Below are 18,895 nucleotides of genomic sequence, written 5' to 3' on the forward strand. Positions count from 1 at the left end.
CACAGGCACCCGCCGGCGCAGGGAGCCCCACTAGGATGGAGGGGTGACTGACTCCGAGAAGACCCCGTTCTACATGACCACGGCCATCGCGTACCCCAACGGCGAGCCGCACATCGGCCACGCGTACGAGTACATCTCCGCTGACGCCATGGCCCGCTTCAAGCGGCTGGACGGATACGACGTCCGCTTCCTCACCGGAACGGACGAGCACGGCCAGAAGATGGAGCAGACCGCGCAGAAGCTCGGCATGACGGCCCGGCAGCTCGCGGACCGGAACGCCGCGGTCTTCAAGGCGCTTCACGACGACGTCGTCCACACGTCCTACGACCGCTTCATCCGCACGACGGACGAGGACCACTACGCCGCCGCCCAGGAGCTCTGGCGCCGCATGGAGGCCGCGGGGGACATCTACCTCGACTCCTACGCCGGCTGGTACTCCGTCCGTGACGAGCAGTACTGGACCGAGGAGGAGACCCACGTCCGCGAGGACGGCGTCCGCGTGGCCACCGCCACGGACACCGAGGTCACGTGGACCGAGGAGGAGAGCTACTTCTTCCGCCTCTCGGCATACCAGGACCGCCTGCTCGACTACTACCGGCAGCACCCGGACTTCGCTGGCCCCCGCTCGCGGTTCAACGAGGTCATCCGCTTTGTCGAGTCGGGCCTCAACGACCTCTCGATCTCCCGGACGTCCTTCGACTGGGGCGTCCCGGTGCCCGGCAACGACAAGCACGTCATGTACGTGTGGGTGGACGCGCTGACCAACTACCTCACGGGCGCGGGCTTCCCCGAGACGGACTCTGAGAGCTTCACACGCTACTGGCCGGCGGACCTGCACGTGATCGGCAAGGACATCTCGCGGTTCCACTGCATCTTCTGGCCCGCGTTCCTCATGAGCGCGGGCATCGAGCTGCCGAAGCGCGTGGTCATCCACGGCTTCCTCCACAACAACGGCGTCAAGATGTCCAAGTCCCTCGGCAACACGGTTGACCCGGGCGAGTGGGTGGCGCGGTACGGACTGGACGCGGTGCGCTTCTTCCTCCTCCGCGAGGTGCCGTACGGCGCGGACGGCAGCTACAGCCACGAGGCCGTCGTGGCCCGCAAGAACGCGGACCTCGCCAACAACCTCGGCAACCTCGCGCAGCGCTCGCTGTCCATGGTCGCCAAGAACTGCGGGGCTGCGGTGCCGACGCCGGGCGAGTTCACCGTCCAGGACGAGCAGGTTCTCGCCGCAGCCGACTCCCTCCTGGCCACGAGCCGCCTGGCCTATGACTCCCAGGAGTTCCACAAGGCGCTCGAGGCCGCGTGGACGGTGCTCGGGGACACCAACGCCTATTTCGCGGACCAGGCCCCCTGGGTGCTGCGCAAGACGGACGCGGCCCGCATGGAGACGGTGCTCTACGTGACGCTCGAGGTGCTGCGGAAGGTTGCGCTGCTGGCCCAGCCGGTCATGCCCGAGTCCGCGGGCCGCCTCCTTGACGCCCTGGGCCAGCACACGGAGGCCTCCCGCCAGTTCGCGGCGTGGCCCGAGCGCCTGCGCCCCGGTGCGCCGCTGCCGGCCCCCGCGCCGATCTTCCCCCGCCACGAGGAGCCGGACGAGGCGTAGGCCGGGCGCCTACGGGGCGGAGAGCCCCTCGGACGGGGTGACCCGCGCGGACCGGAGTGCCGGGAGCATGCTCGAGGCCAGCGCCACGATGAGTCCGCCGAGCACGGTCACGACGATCCACTGCCAGTTGAGCACGGGTGAGCCCGAGTCGAGGGTGTCGTACGGCACGGCGGCAACAGCCCCGGCCCACCCGTAGAAGACGCCGAGCGGCAGGCCCGCGATGAGCGCCGCGGCCGTGATCCCGAGCGACTCCCACGTGACGATCCCCGCCACACCCCGTCGGCTCATGCCCAGGGCGCGCAGGAGCGAGACCTCGCGGGACCGCTCAAGCTGCGAGAGCGTGAGCGAGTCGGCCACGCCCATGAGCGCGATGACGACGGAGATCCCGAGCAGACTGAGCGCGATCCCGAGGAGGACGTTGAGCCCCTCATCCACCAGGCGCCGCTGCTCGGCCGCCCCGCTGACCTGCTGGCGATCCACGCCGACGATCGTCGCGATCTGCGCCCTGACCCGGCCGATGGCCTCGGCGTCGAGCCCCTCCGTCAGGCGCACGGCGAGCATGTCCGGCGTGTTCGGCACGGTCACGCTGCCGAGTTGCGCGGCCGTTCCGTGCGTCACCGCGAGGAACTCCGTGCCCATGCCCGCGCGGATCGGCGTCCCCACGTCGATGGAGCCGCCCGGACCGGACAGCCGCTTCGGCAGAGAGTCCGCGTCCTCGTTGACCCCGACCCCGTAGATCTCGCCGTCCTTGAGGTGCGAGATGTCGCCGCGGGCCACGGTTCCGATCTCGGCCGGCAGCGCGTAGACGATGCGCTGCGCCACGGGCTCCGTGGGCTCGCCCTTCCAGACGGGCTTGAGGACGTCAGCGCCGGCGACGCCCGGCAGCGCGCGAATCCGCTCGAGGGCGCCCGGCGCGAGGGCGATCTTCCTGAGGGTGGGCTCCTGCCCCGCGGGCGTCGTGTCCTCGCCAGGTCCGGTGGCGACACCGCTGTAGTCCGCGAGGCCCACGGTCACGTCGAACGGGGCGTCGTGATCGAGCGCCTTGAAGGCGATGTCCCGCCCCGTCGAGACGGCCGTGAGCATCATCGTCACGAGCGTGACCCCGATGAACAGGGCCGCGGAGGTGGACCCTGCACGGCGCGGCGAGGCCTGGACGCCGCCCGCAGCCAGTCGCGCTGCCGGCGAGCGCCGCACCGCACGGAGCAGCACGGCTGTGAGCCGCGGGGCCATCCGCACGAACACAGGCAGGCTCGCGAGGGCGCTCGCGGCCCCCAGGAGTGTCGCCGGGATGAGCGCGTGCCGGACCGCGAGGCCCCACGTCCCGGCCAGGCCCGCGACGCACGCGGCGGCCGCGAGCCACGGCCACAGCCGGGAACGCGACTCTTCCTCGAGCCGCGAGGCGTCGTCGGACACCGCCTGAAGCGGGCGCACCGCCCCAGCGAGGCGCACGGCCGGCCGTGCGCCCACGGACGTCGCGAGGACGCCGAGCCCCCACGCCGCCCCGAGCAGGACGAACGGCGGAATGAACGACACCCCGGCGAGCTCCGGAACAGCGAGGACGGCGATCCCCAGGACGCCGACGCCGATGCCCAGCCCCACCGCAGACGCCGCGGCACCGAGGATGAGCGCCTCGAGCAGCACGCCGCCGGCGACGGCGCGCCTGCTCGCCCCCACGAGCCGCAGCAGCGCGAGCTCCTTGGCGCGCCGCGCGGTGAGGACGGACATCGTCGTGGAGATGACGACGACGGCCACGACGAGCGCAATCACCGCGAAGAGCAGGAACGGCGCCGTGGAGGCCCGCCCCATGGAGGCGTCGCCCGCCCGCTCGGCGATGAAGTCCGGCGACTGGACGGTGTATTGGCGCGTCGTGCTCATGCTCGCGCTCTCGCCGCCGGCCACGAGGAGCAGCGCCCCGATGGCGACGGACTCGTCCACGGGCGCGAAGTCGGACGGCGCAAGGATGGCGGGCGGCAGGCCGATCCGCGCGTCGGGGACGGTGCCCACGAGGCGGTAGGCGACGGGCTCCGGACTGACGAGGGTCACGGTCCCGCCCACCTCGACGCCCGCACTGCGAGCGATGTTCTCGGGCAGCACGATCTCGCCGCGCGCGCTCGGGAGCCTGCCAGCCGAGACGGTCTGGGGGTGGAACCGCTCGGGCCGGACGGGGGAGGCACGCAGGAGGATGTCCCGCGCCTCCGTGCGCAGCACCCGCCCCTCCGTCCGCTGGAGGAACGTCTCGGCGCCGCGCGCCGTCGCGTCTTTCGTCGCGGCGGCCAGCCCTGCGGCGGTCTCGGATTCGACGACGACGCCGGCGCCCGCGATCTCCGCCCGGGCGTCCCGGACGCTCTTGCCCGTGATGAGCGTTCCGACGCCGATCGACACCGTGAGAAACGCGACCGCGAGCGCGATGACGGCCCCGAGCGCGCCCCAGCGCTTGACGTTGGCCCGCAGGCCTGCGAGGAGGACGGGGATCATGCCGCGACCCGCCCGTCGACCATGCGCACGATCCGGTCCGCCACGCCGGCGGCCCGGTCGTCGTGGGTCACCATGACGACGGTGCGGCCGTCGGTGTCGACGCAGTCCCTGAGGAGGGCGAGGACGTCGTCGCCCGTGGCCGTGTCGAGGGCCCCGGTGGGCTCGTCGGCGAAGATCACGTCGGGCGAGCCGAGGAGGGCGCGCGCGATGGCGACGCGCTGCTGCTGGCCCCCGGAGAGTTCGCCTGGCCGGTGGGTCAGGCGCGAGGCGAGGCCGAGCCGCTCGGCGAGCCGACGCACGGCGGCCTCGTCCGGGGCTCGACCCGCGAGCCTGGCGGGCAGGACGATGTTCTCGTGGGCCGTGAGGGTCGGGACGAGGTTGAAGGACTGGAAGACGAACCCGAGCCGGTCCCGACGGAACGCGGTGAGAGCGCTGTCGCCCAGTCCCGTGATCCGCTGGCCCGCGATCTCGATCTCGCCGGAGTCCGGCGCGTCGAGCCCCGCGAGGCAGTGCAGGAGGGTGGACTTGCCGGAGCCGGAGGGGCCCATGATCGCCGTGAACGTGCCGGGGGCGACCTCCAGGCTGACGCCGTCGAGGGCCGCGACGCGGGCCTCGTCGGCCCCGTAGTGCCTGTGCACGTCGCGGGCGAGGATGGCGGGTGGCTGGGCGTGGGTCATGGAGAGCTCCTCGAGAGTCGGGTGCGGTGCCAGCGCCCGCCTTGGGGCGGCGGGGACGACGACGGGCAACTCTTTCGAGCCTATGAATCGGGCCCTGTCCGGCGCATCGGACGCGGGCCTGATTTCTGGCGCCGGCGGAGTCATCCTGCGGGCTGACCCGTGCGCCCTGCGCCCCAGCCTCTAGGGGGACACGACTCCCCACTGGTAGGCGAGGACCACGAGGTGGACTCGGTCCCGCGCCTCCAGCTTGGCCAGGATGCGGCTCACATGGGTCTTGACCGTGGGCTCGCTGACGAAGAGGCGCTCCATGATCTCCCGGTTGGTCAGGCCCTCGGCGATGAGCGTGAAGACGTCTCGCTCGCGGGGCGAGAGGCGGCCGAGGAGCGCCGCGGACTCCGGGGGAGGGGCGCTCGCGGGCCGGGCCGCGGCCATGTGGGACAGGAGCCGCTTCGTCGTCGTCGGGGAGATGACCGCGTTGCCCTCGTGGACGGTGCGGATGCCGGCGAGGAGGTCCTCGGGCGGGACGTCCTTGAGGAGGAAGCCTGAGGCGCCTGCGCGGATGGCGTCGAGGGCGTACTCGTCGAGGTCGAACGTCGTCAGGACGATGACGCGGGGCGCGGCGTCCTCGGGGACCGCCGTGAGGATGCGGCGGGTGGCCTCGATCCCGTCGACGCGCTTCATGCGGATGTCCATGAGGACGAGGTCGGGGCGCTCGCGGGCCACGATCTGGGCGGCCTCGTCGCCGTCGGAGCCTTCCGCGACGACCGTGAGGTCGGGCTGGGAGTTGATGAGCATGGCGAGGCCGGAGCGGATGAGCGGCTGGTCGTCGATGAGTGCGCAGCGGATCACGGTGTCCTCCTGTCGGTCTGCGGGCTGGGGTGGGCGGGCGGCTGGTCGTGGGGCTGGGCGGGCGTGCCGGGTGCGGGGGCGCTCTGGCCCGCGTAGGGGATGACGACGACGGCGCGGAACCCGCGCTCGGTGGGCCCCGCCTCGACGGATCCGGAGTACAGCGCGGCCCGCTCCCGCATGCCCTTGAGCCCAAGGCCCGTCCCCAGGCGGCCGCGGGCGTCGGCGGCGGCGGCGGTGGAGGCCGCGGGACAGTCGCTGACGCAGGAGAGGACGACGTCGCGGGAGCGCCAGCGCACGGTGAGGTCGGCGACGGCCCCGGGGCCCTGGTGCTTGACGACGTTCGTCAGCATCTCCTGGGCGGCCCGGTACAGGACGAGCTCCGCGCCGCGGTCGAGCCGCCCCCGCTGCTCCGTGCCGACGGTCGACAGGAGCGCGTCGACGCCGCTCGTCACCGCGGTGTCGACGAGGTCGGGGAGGCTGTCGAGGTCTGGGGCCGCGGCGTAGGCCGTGCCGTCGTCGGTGCGGAGGACGCCGAGGAGAGAGCGCATCTGGGCCAGGGACTCCCGGGCGGTCGCCGCGACGACCTCGAGGGTGCGCGGGGCCGCGGACGGGTCGGCGGCCGCCGCGTACCGCCCGCCGTCCGCCTGGGTGACGATGACGGCGAGGGAGTGCGCGACGATGTCGTGCATCTCCCGGGCGATCCGGGCGCGCTCGTCCTTCGCAGCGAGCTCGCGCTCCTGGGCGGCCTCGAGCTCGAGGCGCTCTGCGCGGTCGCGAATCGCCTGGATGGCCAGGCGGCGAGATCGGGCCATGTCGCCGAACGCCCACGCGGTCAGTCCCGCGGCCAGGACGAGGATGGCGAGGACGGTCGCCTGGGCGCTCGCTGCGTCCCCGGGGGGCGTCGAGCCGGTTCGGAACAAGGCGAGGAGCACGACGGACGCAATGAAGCCCATGAGGGAGACCCGGCGGTGGACAGGGCTGTCATGAGACGCGAAGGTGTACAGGAGAACGAGGACCGGCAGCGCGAGGTACACCTCGCTGAAGGAGTACACCAAGGCCGGCAGGAACCCGAGGAATCCGAGGCTGCCCGCGACGAACGCGTGGGACGGCAGGCGCCGCCTCAACGCGACGGCGAACCCCACGCAGCCCAGCCCCACATAGAACACGAACCGCCGCCCCTGCAGCTCCCAGAGCGACGCAGCCTCGAGGATCATGTACAGCGTCATGAGCGTCAGGAGCAGGGCAAGGGCAATGTCGACGCCGAACCGCCGCGTGGCAAGCCAGGCCCCCAGCGGAATGAATGGATTCACCTCGTCAACGCTAGTCCGGGCGGGGCGGCCGCGCATCAGACCGCGGGCTGATCCTGCACGCCCGAGGCGGGGCCCGCTGAGCCCCGCCCGCTCCGCCCGCCCTGCCCCCGTTCATGGCACCCCGCCAGCGACGCTGCCGTTCACATCGTGGATCATGTGTCTGAATTGTGGACTTCTCGCTACGCTGGGGACCATGACACACGGACGGATTGACCTGGCAGTCATCGGCGGAGACGGAATCGGCCCCGAGGTCACGGACGAGGCCCTCCGCGTCCTCGAGGCGGCGCTCGCCCTCGACGGCACCGGCGTCGACATCACCCGCTACGAGCTGGGAGCCGAGCGCTACCTGGCCACGGGGGAGACCCTCACCGATGAGACGCTCGCGAGCCTCGCCAGGCACGAGGCGATCCTCTTCGGCGCCATCGGCGCCGCCCCCGGGGACGCCCGCGTGCCCTCCGGCGTCCTCGAGCGCGACGTCCTCCTGAGGCTCCGCTTCGCCTTCGACCACGCCGTCAACCTCCGCCCGTCCATCCTCCCCGCGGGCATCGAGTCGCCGCTCGCAGACCCGGGCGAGGTGGACTTCGTCGTCGTCCGCGAGGGAACCGAGGGGCCGTACGTGGGCAACGGCGGCGCCATCCGCGCGGGCACGCCCCACGAGATCGCCACCGAGGTCTCGATCAACACGGACCACGGCGTCCGCCGCGTCGTCCGCGACGCCTTCGAGCGCGCCGCCGCCCGCCGAGGCCGCCTCACCCTCGTGCACAAGCACAACGTCCTCGTCCACGCCGGCGCCCTGTGGAAGCGTGTCGTCCGCGAGGTCGCCCAGGACTTCCCGGGCGTCGAGACCGACTACCTCCACGTCGACGCCGCCACGATCTTCATGGTCACCGACCCCTCGCGCTTCGACGTCATCGTCACCGACAACCTCTTCGGCGACATCCTCACAGACCTCGCCGCAGCCGTCACCGGCGGGATCGGCCTCGCCGCGAGCGCCAACATCAACCCGGACGGCGCCTTCCCCTCGATGTTCGAGCCCGTCCACGGCTCCGCACCGGACATCGCGGGCCAGGGCCTCGCAGACCCCCGCGCGGCCATCCTGTCCGCCGCGCTCCTCTTGGATCACCTGGGCAGGGGCGCGCTCGCGGACCGCGTCAGGGCTGCCGTGCGCGACGACGTGGCGGAGCACGGGGCGGCCTCAGGCAGCGCGGCCCGCGGAACCCGCGTCATCGGCGAGGCGGTTGCCGCTCGCCTGGCCTAGTCTGAAATGGACGATTCCGCACCGGACCCACTGGAGGACACCATGACGCTGTCGTTCGATCGACGCCTCTCCGAGAACCCCGCGAGCCCCGAGCGCCGTGCCGAGATCCTGGCCGCGCCCGCGTTCGGCACGATCTTCACGGACCACATGGCCGTGGTGGACTACTCGGAGGAGAAGGGCTGGCACAACGCCCGCATCGAGCCCTACGGCCCCATCAGCCTCGATCCGGCGGCAGCGGTCTTCCACTACGGCCAGGAGATCTTCGAGGGCCTCAAGGCGTACAAGAACGCCGAGGGGACGGTGGGACTCTTCCGCCCTGAGGCCAACGCGGAGCGCCTGCGCCGCTCGGCCGAGCGCCTCATGATGGCGGACCTGCCCGTGGACATCTTCGTGGACGCGTGCCGCGAGCTCGTGGACGTCGAGGCAGAGTGGATCCCCACGGGCCCGGGGGAGTCCCTCTACCTGCGCCCGTTCATGATCGCCACCGAGGCGTTCCTCGGCATCCGCCCGTCGAAGACGTACACGTTCTGCGTCATCGCCTCGCCGGCCGGCAACTACTTCGGCGGGGACGTTCGCCCGGTCAAGATCTGGGTGGAGCGCGAGTACGCGCGCGCCGGCCGAGGCGGCACGGGCGCAGCCAAGTGCGGCGGAAACTACGCCTCATCCCTCAAGCCGCAGGTCCTCGCGGCGCAGAAGGGCTGCGACCAGGTCGTGTACCTCGACCCGCTCAACGACAACGCCATCGAGGAGCTCGGGGGCATGAACGTGTTCTTCGTCGTGGACGGGGACACGCTCGTCACCCCGGCCCTGTCCGGCTCGATCCTCGAGGGCATCACGCGCTCGTCGATCCTCACGCTCGCCGCAGAGAAGGGCCTCGCCGTGGAAGAGCGCAAGGTCACTCTGGACGAGTTCCGCGAGCTGGCCGCCTCCGGCCGCGTGAGCGAGGTCTTCGCGTGCGGCACGGCCGCCGTCGTGACGCCCATCGGCGCCCTCTATGACGGGGACGACGTCATCGGTGACCCGGACGCACCCGCCGGCCCCGTGACGCAGCAGATCCGCGAGGAGCTGCTCGGCATCCAGACGGGCGCCGTCGAGGACCGCCACGGATGGGTGACGCGCGTCCGCTAAGCGCCACCAGAGTTCCGTCTGCGGCCCCGCGGGCTCCGGTCGCCCCGGGGCCCCGGGGCCGTCTCCGTCCGGGGGATACCATGGGACACATGCGTATTGCACGGTTTGTGGCCCCAGGACAGGATCCCGCGTACGGGATCGTCGACGCCGAGGAGGAGAGCCTCACTCAGATCGTCGGTGACCCGTTCTTCCAGGGCGTTCAGCCCACGGGCACGGTCCACCGCCTGGAGGACGTCCGCCTTCTCGCGCCCGTCATCCCTCGGAGCAAGGTCATCGGGATCGGCCGCAACTACGAGGACCACGCGGCGGAGCTCGGCAACGAGGCGCCGCGCGTGTCGCCGCTGATGTTCCTCAAGCCCAACACGTCCGTCGTCGGCCCCGGGGACCCCGTGACCCTGCCGAGCTTCTCTGAGGAGATCAGCTTCGAGGCGGAGCTCGCCGTCGTCATCGGCCGCATCTGCAAGGACGTGCCGGCCGAGAAGGCGGGGGACGTCATCTTCGGCTACACCGTGGCCAACGACCTCACCGCACGAGACTGCCAGCGCACCGACGGCCAGTGGGCCCGCGCCAAGGGCTGGGACGGCTCGTGCCCCCTCGGCCCCTGGATTGAGACCGAGCTGGACCCGGACGACGTGCGCGTGACCGGCGAGCTGGGGGACGAGCTCCGCCAAGACGGCCGCACCTCCCAGATGGTCTTCTCCGTCGCCGAGCTCGTCGCCTTCGCCTCGAGCGCGTTCACGCTCCTGCCGGGCGACGTCATCCTCACCGGCACGCCCGCCGGCGTCGGCCTCCTCGAGGAGGGCCAGTCCTTCACGGCGGCCGTCGAGGGCATCGGCGAGCTGACCAACACCTTCCGCCGCTAGGGCCTCGCGGGTCGCGCCAGCATCGTCGTCGCCCTTTCTCTCATGATGACGACGACGCGGCCGCCCGCACCGCCCCCGCCGGAGCGCATTCACACCGACCACGTACAGACACCGAACGGACAGCTGCTGAGCATGACTGACTCTTCCCTCATCCACCCCGCACCCGCCTCGCAGGGAGTGCGCGTGCGCTTCTGCCCCTCGCCCACAGGGACGCCGCACGTGGGTCTCATCCGCACGGCGCTCTTCAACTGGGCCTACGCACGGCACACCGGTGGCAAGCTCATCTTCCGCATCGAGGACACGGACCAGAAGCGGGACTCGCAGGAGTCCTACGAGCAGCTCCTCGAGGCGCTGCGCTGGCTCGGGATCACGTGGGACGAGGGCGTGGAGGTCGGCGGCCCGCACGAGCCCTACCGGCAGTCGCAGCGCGGGGAGATCTACGCGGACGTCATCGCGAAGCTCGTCGCGGGCGGGCACGTCTACGAGTCGTTCTCGACGCCCGAGGAGATCGAGGCCCGGCACCGGGCCGCCGGGCGGGACCCCAAGCTGGGCTACGACGGCTTCGACCGCGAGCTCACCGAGGAGCAGGTGGCCGCGTTCCGCGCCGAGGGCCGGGAGCCCGTGCTGCGCCTGCGCATGCCGGACGAGGACATCACGTTCACGGACCTCGTGCGCGGCGAGATCACGTTCCGGGCCGGAAGCGTGCCGGACTTCGTCGTGGTCCGCGCCAACGGCCAGCCGCTCTACACGCTCGTCAACCCGGTGGACGACGCGCTCATGGGCGTGACGCACGTGCTGCGCGGCGAGGACCTCCTCTCCTCGACGCCCCGCCAGATCGCGCTGTACGACGCGCTCGTCAAGGTGGGCGTCGCCGAGTACACCCCGGAGTTCGGCCACCTGCCGTACGTCATGGGGGAGGGCAACAAGAAGCTCTCCAAGCGGGACCCGGAGTCCAACCTGTTCCTGCAGCGGGACAAGGGCTTCATCCCCGAGGGGCTGCTCAACTACCTGGCGCTGCTCGGCTGGTCCCTCTCCGCAGATGAGGACATCTTCACGGTGGATCAGCTCGTCGAGGCGTTCGACGTGGCGGACGTGCTGTCCAACCCGGCGCGGTTCGACCAGAAGAAGGCCGAGGCGATCAACGGCACGCACATCCGCATGCTCGCGCCGGAGGACTTCGCGTCCCGGCTCGCGCCGTACCTTGCGGCCGCGGGCCTCATCGGGGAGGAGCCCACCGCGCGGGAGCGGGAGATCATCGCGGAGATGGCGCCGCTCGTGCAGGAGCGCATCGCCCTCCTCGGCGAGGTCCCGGAGATGGCGGGTTTCCTCTTCAAGGCGGACAACGCCATCGACGTGGCGGACGACGCACTGAAGGGCCTGCCGGAGAACGCGGCGGAGATCTGCTCGCGCTCCGCGGAGGTCCTCGAGGGGCTGGGCGAGTTCACGGTGGAGTCGGTTGAGGCGGCGCTGCGGGCGCTCCTCATCGACGAGATGGAGCTCAAGCCCCGGAAGGCGTTCGGCCCGCTGCGCACGGCCCTCTCCGGGCGCCGCGTGTCCCCGCCGCTCTTCGAGTCCATGGTCATTCTCGGCCGCGAGTCCACGGTGGCGCGCCTGCGGGCCTTCGCCGCGCGCGGCTAGAGGGGCCCAGGAGAGGCGCATCGGCAGGGATCGGCACCGCCGGTCCCTGCCGATTTGCATGTGCGGCTCGCACCGTGTAGAGTCATTACTCGTTGCGAACGGCGGCTGCGGCCGGGTTCGGGACCATTGGGATATGGTGTAATTGGCAACACTACGGTTTCTGGTACCGTCATTCTAGGTTCGAGTCCTGGTATCCCAGCGAAATTCGTTTCACCGCTTTAGAGATTCTCGAGGGAATCATTGGTGAGAGTGCGGGAATCGAATTTTGAAAAGGCTAGCCGATTTGGAAGTCAGAAAAACTTCTGGTAAGCTAGACGAGTTGCTTCGGAGAGATTCGGAGTGGCAAAGGGCGAGGAAATGATCGGAAGATCGCTTCTGAGCCATGGAAATAAGGTTGGAGCTTCTCGCAAGAGAAATGACAACGCGAATGTACGGCCCCATCGTATAGCGGCCTAGTACTCCGCCCTCTCACGGCGGCAACGCGGGTTCGAATCCCGCTGGGGTCACCACAGCCGAAAGCCCGGTTGGCGCAAGCCAGCCGGGCTTTTGCGTGTCCCACGGCCGCCCAGGTCTTTGGCAAGATGGGGGAGTGAACACTTCACTTGGCGGCCATGAGCCGCAGGATCCCCACTCGCCCGGCGTCCCCGCGCCCGGCGAAGCCTCCGTCGTCGAGCCCGCTCGCTCCAGCTCGTCCGCCCTCCGGCGTCCCGCGCCCGCACTGGGCCCGCTCCTCGAGCGCCTGCGGGACGGGCTCGCCGGCGTCGACATCGAGCTCAACACCCCTGCGGCAGCCCAGACGCGCGCCGCGGCCAAGGGCATGGCGGAGCAGCTCGACGACTACATCCTGCCCCGATTCGCCTCCCTCGACGCGCCGCTCCTGGCCGTTGTCGGCGGGTCCACGGGTGCGGGCAAGTCCACGCTCGTCAACTCCATCGTGGGCCGGCCCGTGACGCGCGCCGGAGCCATCCGGCCCACCACGCGCCAGCCGATTCTCCTGCACAACCCGGAGGACGAGGAGTGGTTCGCCACATCCCGCATCCTCCCGAGCCTGGCGCGGGTCCGCGGGCGCATCGTCGAGCCGGGCGAGGCCCCGGTGCCCGCGACGAAGGCCGGCGAGGAGCCCGACCCCGCGGCCATCGGCTCCATCACCCTCCTCGCCGAGCCGAGCATTCCGCGGGGCATCGCCCTCCTCGACGCCCCCGACGTCGACTCCCTCTCGGACGAGAACCGCCGCCTGGCCGGGCAGCTCCTCTCCGCTGCTGACCTCTGGGTGTTCGTCACCACCGCCAACCGGTACGCGGACGCGGTGCCGTGGGCGCTCCTCAAGGACGCGGCGGCCCGGGACATCACGCTCGCGGTCGTGCTCGACCGAGTCCCGCCGGCCGTCATCGGCGAGATTGAGCCGGACCTGCGCTCCCTCCTGAGCCGCGAGGGCCTCGCGGACGCGAAGCTCTTCGTCGTCCCGGAGAGCGAGCTCGACGAGCTGCGCATGCTCCCCGCCGGCGCCACGGACGAGCTCTCGGACTGGCTGGCCACGCTCGCCTCGGACGCCCAGTCCCGGGCCGACGTGGCGCGCCGGACGCTCGACGGCGTCCTCGCCCAGCTCGCGGACCGGATGGACGGCCTCGCCGAGGGCATCGCCGAGCAGGAGGGCGCCCACGCCCGCCTGGCGTCCCTCGCCCGCGAGAACTACGAGATCGCCGCCGAGGACGTCCTCCGCAGCACCCAGGACGGCAACCTGCTCCGCGGCGAGGTCCTGGCGCGCTGGCAGGACTTCATCGGCACGGGGGACTTCTTCCGCGGTGTCGAGTCCGGCGTCGGACGCATCCGCGACAGGATTGGCGCGCTCATCACGGGCAAGCCCGTGCCCGCCGTGGAAGTGGAGACGGAGATTGAGTCCGGCCTCCACTCGGTCATCGTCAACGCCGCCGCGCACGCCGCCGAGCGCACCGACACGATGTTCCGCCAGGAGCCGGCCGGCCGCCCCCTCGTGGAGGGCCGTGACCTCTCCAACTGCTCGCCCGGCTTCGAGGAGCGCGCCGCGGAGGAGATTCGCCTGTGGCAGGACGATCTCCTCGGCCTCATCCGCACCGAGGGCCAGGGCAAGCGCCGCATGGCCCGCATCTCGAGCCTCGGCGTCAACGCCGTGGGTGTGGCGCTCATGCTCGTCGTCTTCGGCTCCACGGGCGGCCTGACGGGCGCCGAGGTGGGCATTGCGGGCACCACCGCCGTGCTGTCTCAGCGCCTGCTCGAGTCGATCTTCGGCGAGGACGCCGTGCGCCGCCTCGCCAAGAAGGCCCGCGAGGACCTGGGCGTCCGCATGGCCTCGCTCATGGGGGAGGAGGAGGCCCGCTTCACGGGTCTGCTTCCCGCCGCGGCCACGGACGCCGCGTTCTCATCCGCCGATGCCCGCTCCGCCGCCCGGGACCTCCGGGCCGTCGCCACCGAGTCCAGGGAGGCCGCCCGTGCCCAGAACTGAGTCTGATCTCGCGTCCCGCCTGGAATCGCTCGAGGAGGCGCGCGCGCTCGGCGAGGACCGCCTGAGCGGCGAGCTCCTTGAGCGGGCCGCCCGCGTGAGCTCGGCCGCCGGGGAGCGCCGGCGCCTGTCGAGCGAGCACACCGTCGTCGGCTTCTTCGGCGCCACCGGAAGCGGAAAGTCGACGCTCTTCAACGCGGTCGTGGAGGAGGAGGTGGCGCGCACCGCCGCCACGAGGCCGACGACGAGCCAGCCGCTCGCCATGATCTGGGGCAGGGAGGGCTCGGAGCCGCTGCTGGACTGGCTCGGCGTCACGGACCGCCGCTTCCGACCTGACGGGGAGGTGCTTCACTCCACCGAGCGTGGCTCGCAGAACCCGTCCGGCCTCATCCTCCTGGACCTGCCGGACTTTGACTCGACGGAGCGGGCCAACCGCGAGGTGGCGGAGCGGCTCGCAGGCCAGGTGGACGTGCTGGTGTGGGTCATGGACCCGCAGAAGTACGCCGACGCCTCGGTGCACCTTGATTTCATCCGGCCGCTCGCGGGCCACGGCTCCGTCATGCTCGCGGTGCTCAATCAGATTGACCGCCTCCCCCCGGGCGAGGTCGACCACGTCGTCGCCTCCCTCCAGGGACTGTTGCGCCAGGACGGGGTGACGGGCGTCGAGGTCATCCCGGCGAGCGCCCGCACGGGGCAGAACGTGGACCGGGTGCGCAACGGCATCCGGCGCTTCGCGGACGCCAAGGACGCGGCCGACGCCCGCCTTGCGGCCGATGTCGACGCCGCCGCGAGGGACCTCGCCTCCTCCGGGACGGGGGAGCCCGCGGGGGTGACGAAGAAGTCCGTCGAGGGCCTGAGCACCGAGCTCGCCGCGGCGGCCCGGGTGGGCGTCGTGGCGGACGCCGTCGAGAAGTCCTACCGGCACCGCTCCCACGCGGCCACCGGATGGCCGCTCGTCAAGTGGGTGGGCCGATTCCGGCCGGACCCGCTGCGCCGGCTCAACCTGCACCGCTCGGACGTCAACCCGGAGGTGAACCGCTCCTCGATGCCGCCGATGGGCGCGTCCGAGCGGGCACGGGCGGACTCGGCCGTGCGGCGCTTCGCGGACGAGGCGAGCGACGGCGCGACCGAGGCGTGGCGGTCCTCGACCCGGCGGGCGGCCCGAAGCGAGTCCGAGAGGCTCCCGGATCGCCTGGACCAGGCCCTCGCCTCGGCCGACCTTCAGGCCGGGCGGCGCGCGTGGTGGTGGCCCGTCTTCACGGTGCTCCAGTGGGTGGCGCTGCTGACGCTCGTGGCCGGCCTCGGCTGGCTCGCGGCGATCTTCCTCGCGGGCTACTTCCAGTTCCATCTGCCCGAGACGCCGCAGGTGGAGGGCTTTCCGGTGCCCACGCTCCTCGTGGTGCTCGGCGCCGCGCTTGGCATCCTCCTGGCGCTCCTCGCGGCCGCCATCGCCGGGGCCGCGTCCCGGATCAAGGGGCGGCGCGCTCGGAAGCGGCTTACCGCTGAGGTCGAGGGGGTGGCACGCGGGTACGTCGTGCACCCGGTCGAGGAGGAGCTTGCGCGGTACGAGCGCTTCCGCGCCGCCGTGGAGCGTGCCTCGGCCGCGCCGCGCCGGTCACGGCTCGGCGGGCTTCTCGGACGGAGGCAGGGAGCCGAGGCCACTCGATGAGCCTCGTCGGGGATCTCACCGAGGGCGAGCTCCTCGACGTGCTCCTGCCGATCCTCGGCTCAGGGGCACGGGATGGCGACGGCGCGGCGGACCACGACGGCCAGGCGACGCCAGATCGGGCGCACGTCGACGAGATCGGCCCCGGGGACGACGCCGCGCTCGTTCACATGCCCCGCGGCACCCTCGTCACGGTGGACGGGCTCGTCGAGGGCCAGGACTTCGTGTGGGCGTGGCCGTGCGGACGGGAGCAGGACCCGGCGGACGCGGGGTGGAAGTCCATCGCCCAGAACGTCTCCGACATCAACGCCATGGGCGGCGAGCCGCGCCACGTCTTCTGGTCCCTCCAGTGCCCGGCTGACACCCCGCTGGCGCGCATTGAGGGCTTCGCGCGCGGCATGCGGGCCGCGCTGGACGAGCTGGCCCCGGGCTGCCGCGTCTCCGGCGGGGACCTGGGCACCGCGTCCGAGCTGACGAGCACGGTCACGGTCCTCGGCGAGCCCGGCCCGAGCGGGGCCGTCTCGCGCTCGGGGGCGCGCCCGGGGGACGTCGTCGCTGTCGCTGGCCGCCTCGGCTGGGCCGCGGCGGGCCTCGCTCTGCTGCTCGGGGATGCGCCTGTGACTGCGGATGCCGAGCCGTTCGTCCAGGCGCAGTTCCGTCCCCGCCCTCCCATGGGCGCGTGGCGGGAGTCTGCGCCGACGAGCCTCATGGACGTCTCGGACGGGCTGGGCCGCGATGCCCACCGGCTCGCCCGCGCTTCGGGCGTCCGCCTCGAGCTGAGCGGCGCGCCCCTCCGCGCCCGCGCTGATGAACTCCTGCCCGCCGTCCGCGCGCTGCGCTCGGCTCCTGTCCGGCAAGACGTCGGCACCGGTGCCGCGCCGGCCTCCCCAGGCGTGGCGTCCGGTCACTCAGACGACGACGCCGGGGCTGCGCTCCGCCTCGTCCTGACCGGCGGCGAGGACTTCGCCCTGCTGGGGACGTTCCCTGACGCGGCCTCTGTGCCGGATGGGTTCGAGGTCATCGGCCGAGTCGCCGGCGTGGGGCCCAATGCCGCGACCGGCGCGGCGGACCGCGTACTCCTGGACGGGGCCCCGCTGCCCGCGGCCGGATGGGACCACTTCGCCGGCCGCTGAGTGACATATAACACACACGAGCGCTATCATAAATCCATGAAGCAGTTGCAGTCTCTCAGTTCTGTTGACTCGTCGGCTGTCGGGGGATCCGATGAAGACAAGGCGGTTCGGGGCCTGGTCCGGGTGTTCGTGATCGTCGACCTCATCATCGTTCTCGTGATCTGGGTCGTCATGCCCAAGGTCTTTGGGGTCCACGTGCCTCGGTTCTACGAGTGGCCCAACGGGGTGATTCTGGACATCGTGCTCCTGGTCGTCTTGGGCGGCATCGAGGGGTGGATGGTGCGCCGGTACCTGCGGTCTGAGAATGCCTCGCGCTGGCGTGGCCTCACGTGGCTCGGTGACTTGCTTAGCTGAGACGTAGGTGGGCGGGGCTCGCTTGATGCGGGCCCCGCCCCTTCGTCATGCAGCGTCGTGCGGTCCTGGCCGCACGCGAAGGTCTACTCATCCTCCTTGCCCCCGCTGCCCGAGGGTGGATGGGACCACTTCGCCGGCCGCTGAGTGACACGTATCACATACGAACGCTATCATAAATCCATGAAGCAGTTGCCTCGGCCTAGCGCCGTTGACCCGTCTGCCGTTCTTGAGCCGGAGCAGGATCCCGACGAGCGGCTGGCCGGCAGGATTCTCTCGATCGTCGGATGGTCTTTGGGCATCGGCACGTGGATTCTCCTCCCCGTTGTTTTCGGTGTCCCGGTCCCCTCGCCCTTCGAGTGGCCGTGGGGAGTCGCCCTGCTCGCGTTTTTTCTGGCGGACTATATCCTGCTGGACTTCGCGCTTCGGGCCTGGGTTCGGCGGCGTCGACGGGCGCGGCTCGCGGCGGCCCAGGGGCAGGAGCTGCGGCCGAGAGGTGAGTAGATCCAGCCGGAACGGGGCCCGCACACACAGAAGCGGGGCCCGCATGATGCGGGCCCCGCTTCTGTGGCCTTCAGCGCCGTGCGGCGCATAGGTCGCACGCGGAGGCTAGTCCTCCTCGTCGCCGCCGTCGGAGGGCTTGCGCAGAGCGGCCGTGATCGTCGCGGCCGCATGAACGACGGCCTCGGCGTGGAGGCGGCCCGGCTGGCGCGTGAGCCGGTCGATGGGGCCGGAGATGGACACGGCTGCGATGACCCGGCCGGAGGGGCCCCGCACCGGGGCGGACACGGAGGCCACGCCGGGCTCACGTTCGCCCAAGGACTGGGCCCAGCCGCGGCGCCGCACGCCCGCGAGGACGGCAGGGGTGAACCGGGCCCCCTCCAGGCCCTCGAGCAGGCGGGAGTGATCCTCCCAAGCCAGCAGAACCTGCGCCGCGGAGCCGCCCTTCATGGACAGCTTGGTGCCCACGGGGATGGTGTCCCGCAGTCCGATGGGCCGCTCGGCCGAGGCCACGCACACTCGCCAGTCGCCCTGGCGGCGGAAGACCTGCGCGGACTCGCCCGTCGTCGTCCTCAAGGACAAGAGGGCCGCGGAAGCGGCAGCGATGAGGCGATCCTCGCCGGCCCCGGAAGCGAGTTCCACGAGGCGGTTGCCGAGGACGAAGCGGCCGTGCATGTCTCGCGCCACCAGGCGGTGGTGGATGAGCGCGAGGGCCAGACGGTGGACCGTGGGGCGGGCCAGTCCGGTGGTCGTGACGAGCTGCGCGAGGCTCGTGGGGCCCGCCTCAAGGGCGTTGAGTACAGCGGCGGCCTTATCGATGACCCCGACCCCGCTGGATGAGCGTTCTGTGTCCATACGCTGATACTAGAGTCTCAATAAGTGAGATGCAACGAGGCGCGTCCCCCGTGGGCCGTTGCGTCGTGATTCAGTGGACAGCACGAGAAGACCCGGCCATCGCCGCGTC

At 71.6% G+C, this 18,895-nt stretch carries 15 protein-coding genes and 2 tRNA genes; 12 read left to right on the forward strand and 5 right to left on the reverse strand.

The window, feature by feature from the left end:
* Positions 1–43: 43 nt before the first annotated feature.
* On the forward strand, positions 44–1,606 hold the full coding sequence (metG, locus tag J2S35_RS08940; RefSeq protein ID WP_309852443.1) for a methionine--tRNA ligase: 1,563 nt from the start codon (positions 44–46) through the stop codon (positions 1,604–1,606).
* Between the two features lie 9 nt (positions 1,607–1,615).
* Here metG and J2S35_RS08945 read toward each other — a convergent pair whose 3' ends face one another.
* The 4 genes from J2S35_RS08945 to J2S35_RS08960 all read right to left on the reverse strand — a co-directional run bounded on the left by J2S35_RS08945 (position 1,616) and on the right by J2S35_RS08960 (position 6,917).
* Positions 1,616–4,081 (reverse strand): FtsX-like permease family protein, encoded by a 2,466-nt coding sequence (locus J2S35_RS08945; protein ID WP_309852446.1) that lies wholly within the window; start codon positions 4,079–4,081, stop codon positions 1,616–1,618.
* A complete protein-coding gene (locus tag J2S35_RS08950; RefSeq protein ID WP_309852448.1) occupies positions 4,078–4,758 on the reverse strand; it encodes an ABC transporter ATP-binding protein in 681 nt (226 codons plus the stop codon). The genes J2S35_RS08945 and J2S35_RS08950 overlap by 4 nt, the downstream gene beginning before the upstream one ends.
* A gap of 180 nt (positions 4,759–4,938) precedes the next feature.
* Positions 4,939–5,607, reverse strand: coding sequence for a response regulator transcription factor (locus J2S35_RS08955; protein WP_309852451.1), 669 nt, complete (start codon positions 5,605–5,607; stop codon positions 4,939–4,941).
* The gene (locus J2S35_RS08960) at positions 5,604–6,917 is read right to left on the reverse strand and encodes a sensor histidine kinase (protein WP_309852454.1); all 1,314 of its coding nucleotides are present in this window, start codon (positions 6,915–6,917) and stop codon (positions 5,604–5,606) included. The genes J2S35_RS08955 and J2S35_RS08960 overlap by 4 nt, the downstream gene beginning before the upstream one ends.
* A 193-nt stretch (positions 6,918–7,110) precedes the next feature.
* On the opposite strand from J2S35_RS08960, the gene J2S35_RS08965 reads away from it, so the two are divergent.
* The 11 genes from J2S35_RS08965 (at position 7,111) to J2S35_RS09015 (ending at position 17,934) form a co-directional block, all read left to right on the forward strand.
* Positions 7,111–8,175 (forward strand): 3-isopropylmalate dehydrogenase, encoded by a 1,065-nt coding sequence (locus J2S35_RS08965; protein ID WP_309852457.1) that lies wholly within the window; start codon positions 7,111–7,113, stop codon positions 8,173–8,175.
* Positions 8,176–8,217: 42 nt separating this feature from the next.
* A complete protein-coding gene (locus tag J2S35_RS08970) occupies positions 8,218–9,303 on the forward strand; it encodes a branched-chain amino acid aminotransferase (RefSeq protein ID WP_309852459.1) in 1,086 nt (361 codons plus the stop codon).
* 89 nt (positions 9,304–9,392) lie between these two features.
* Positions 9,393–10,166: a fumarylacetoacetate hydrolase family protein gene (locus J2S35_RS08975; RefSeq protein WP_309852462.1), complete on the forward strand. Its 774-nt coding sequence runs from the start codon at positions 9,393–9,395 to the stop codon at positions 10,164–10,166.
* A 132-nt stretch (positions 10,167–10,298) separates the two neighbouring features.
* Positions 10,299–11,804: a glutamate--tRNA ligase gene (gene gltX / locus J2S35_RS08980; RefSeq protein ID WP_309852464.1), complete on the forward strand. Its 1,506-nt coding sequence runs from the start codon at positions 10,299–10,301 to the stop codon at positions 11,802–11,804.
* A gap of 127 nt (positions 11,805–11,931) precedes the next feature.
* A tRNA-Gln gene (locus tag J2S35_RS08985) sits at positions 11,932–12,003 on the forward strand.
* 234 nt (positions 12,004–12,237) lie between these two features.
* A tRNA-Glu gene (locus J2S35_RS08990) sits at positions 12,238–12,313 on the forward strand.
* A gap of 80 nt (positions 12,314–12,393) precedes the next feature.
* Positions 12,394–14,283, forward strand: coding sequence for a dynamin family protein (locus J2S35_RS08995; RefSeq protein WP_380083465.1), 1,890 nt, complete (start codon positions 12,394–12,396; stop codon positions 14,281–14,283).
* Complete coding sequence (locus J2S35_RS09000; RefSeq protein ID WP_309852466.1) at positions 14,270–15,949, forward strand: GTPase family protein; 1,680 nt, start codon at positions 14,270–14,272, stop codon at positions 15,947–15,949. The genes J2S35_RS08995 and J2S35_RS09000 overlap by 14 nt, the downstream gene beginning before the upstream one ends.
* Positions 15,946–17,079: a thiamine-phosphate kinase gene (locus tag J2S35_RS09005; RefSeq protein ID WP_309852469.1), complete on the forward strand. Its 1,134-nt coding sequence runs from the start codon at positions 15,946–15,948 to the stop codon at positions 17,077–17,079. Before J2S35_RS09000 ends, J2S35_RS09005 begins: the two co-directional genes overlap by 4 nt.
* A gap of 36 nt (positions 17,080–17,115) precedes the next feature.
* Positions 17,116–17,433, forward strand: coding sequence for a hypothetical protein (locus tag J2S35_RS09010; RefSeq protein WP_309852472.1), 318 nt, complete (start codon positions 17,116–17,118; stop codon positions 17,431–17,433).
* 180 nt (positions 17,434–17,613) lie between these two features.
* Positions 17,614–17,934 (forward strand): hypothetical protein, encoded by a 321-nt coding sequence (locus tag J2S35_RS09015; RefSeq protein WP_309852475.1) that lies wholly within the window; start codon positions 17,614–17,616, stop codon positions 17,932–17,934.
* A gap of 105 nt (positions 17,935–18,039) precedes the next feature.
* Here J2S35_RS09015 and J2S35_RS09020 read toward each other — a convergent pair whose 3' ends face one another.
* Complete coding sequence (locus tag J2S35_RS09020) at positions 18,040–18,786, reverse strand: IclR family transcriptional regulator (RefSeq protein WP_309852476.1); 747 nt, start codon at positions 18,784–18,786, stop codon at positions 18,040–18,042.
* Between the last annotated feature and the right edge of the window lie 109 nt (positions 18,787–18,895).

It is taken from the genome of Falsarthrobacter nasiphocae (genome assembly GCF_031456275.1).
Lineage (GTDB): Bacteria > Actinomycetota > Actinomycetes > Actinomycetales > Micrococcaceae > Falsarthrobacter > Falsarthrobacter nasiphocae.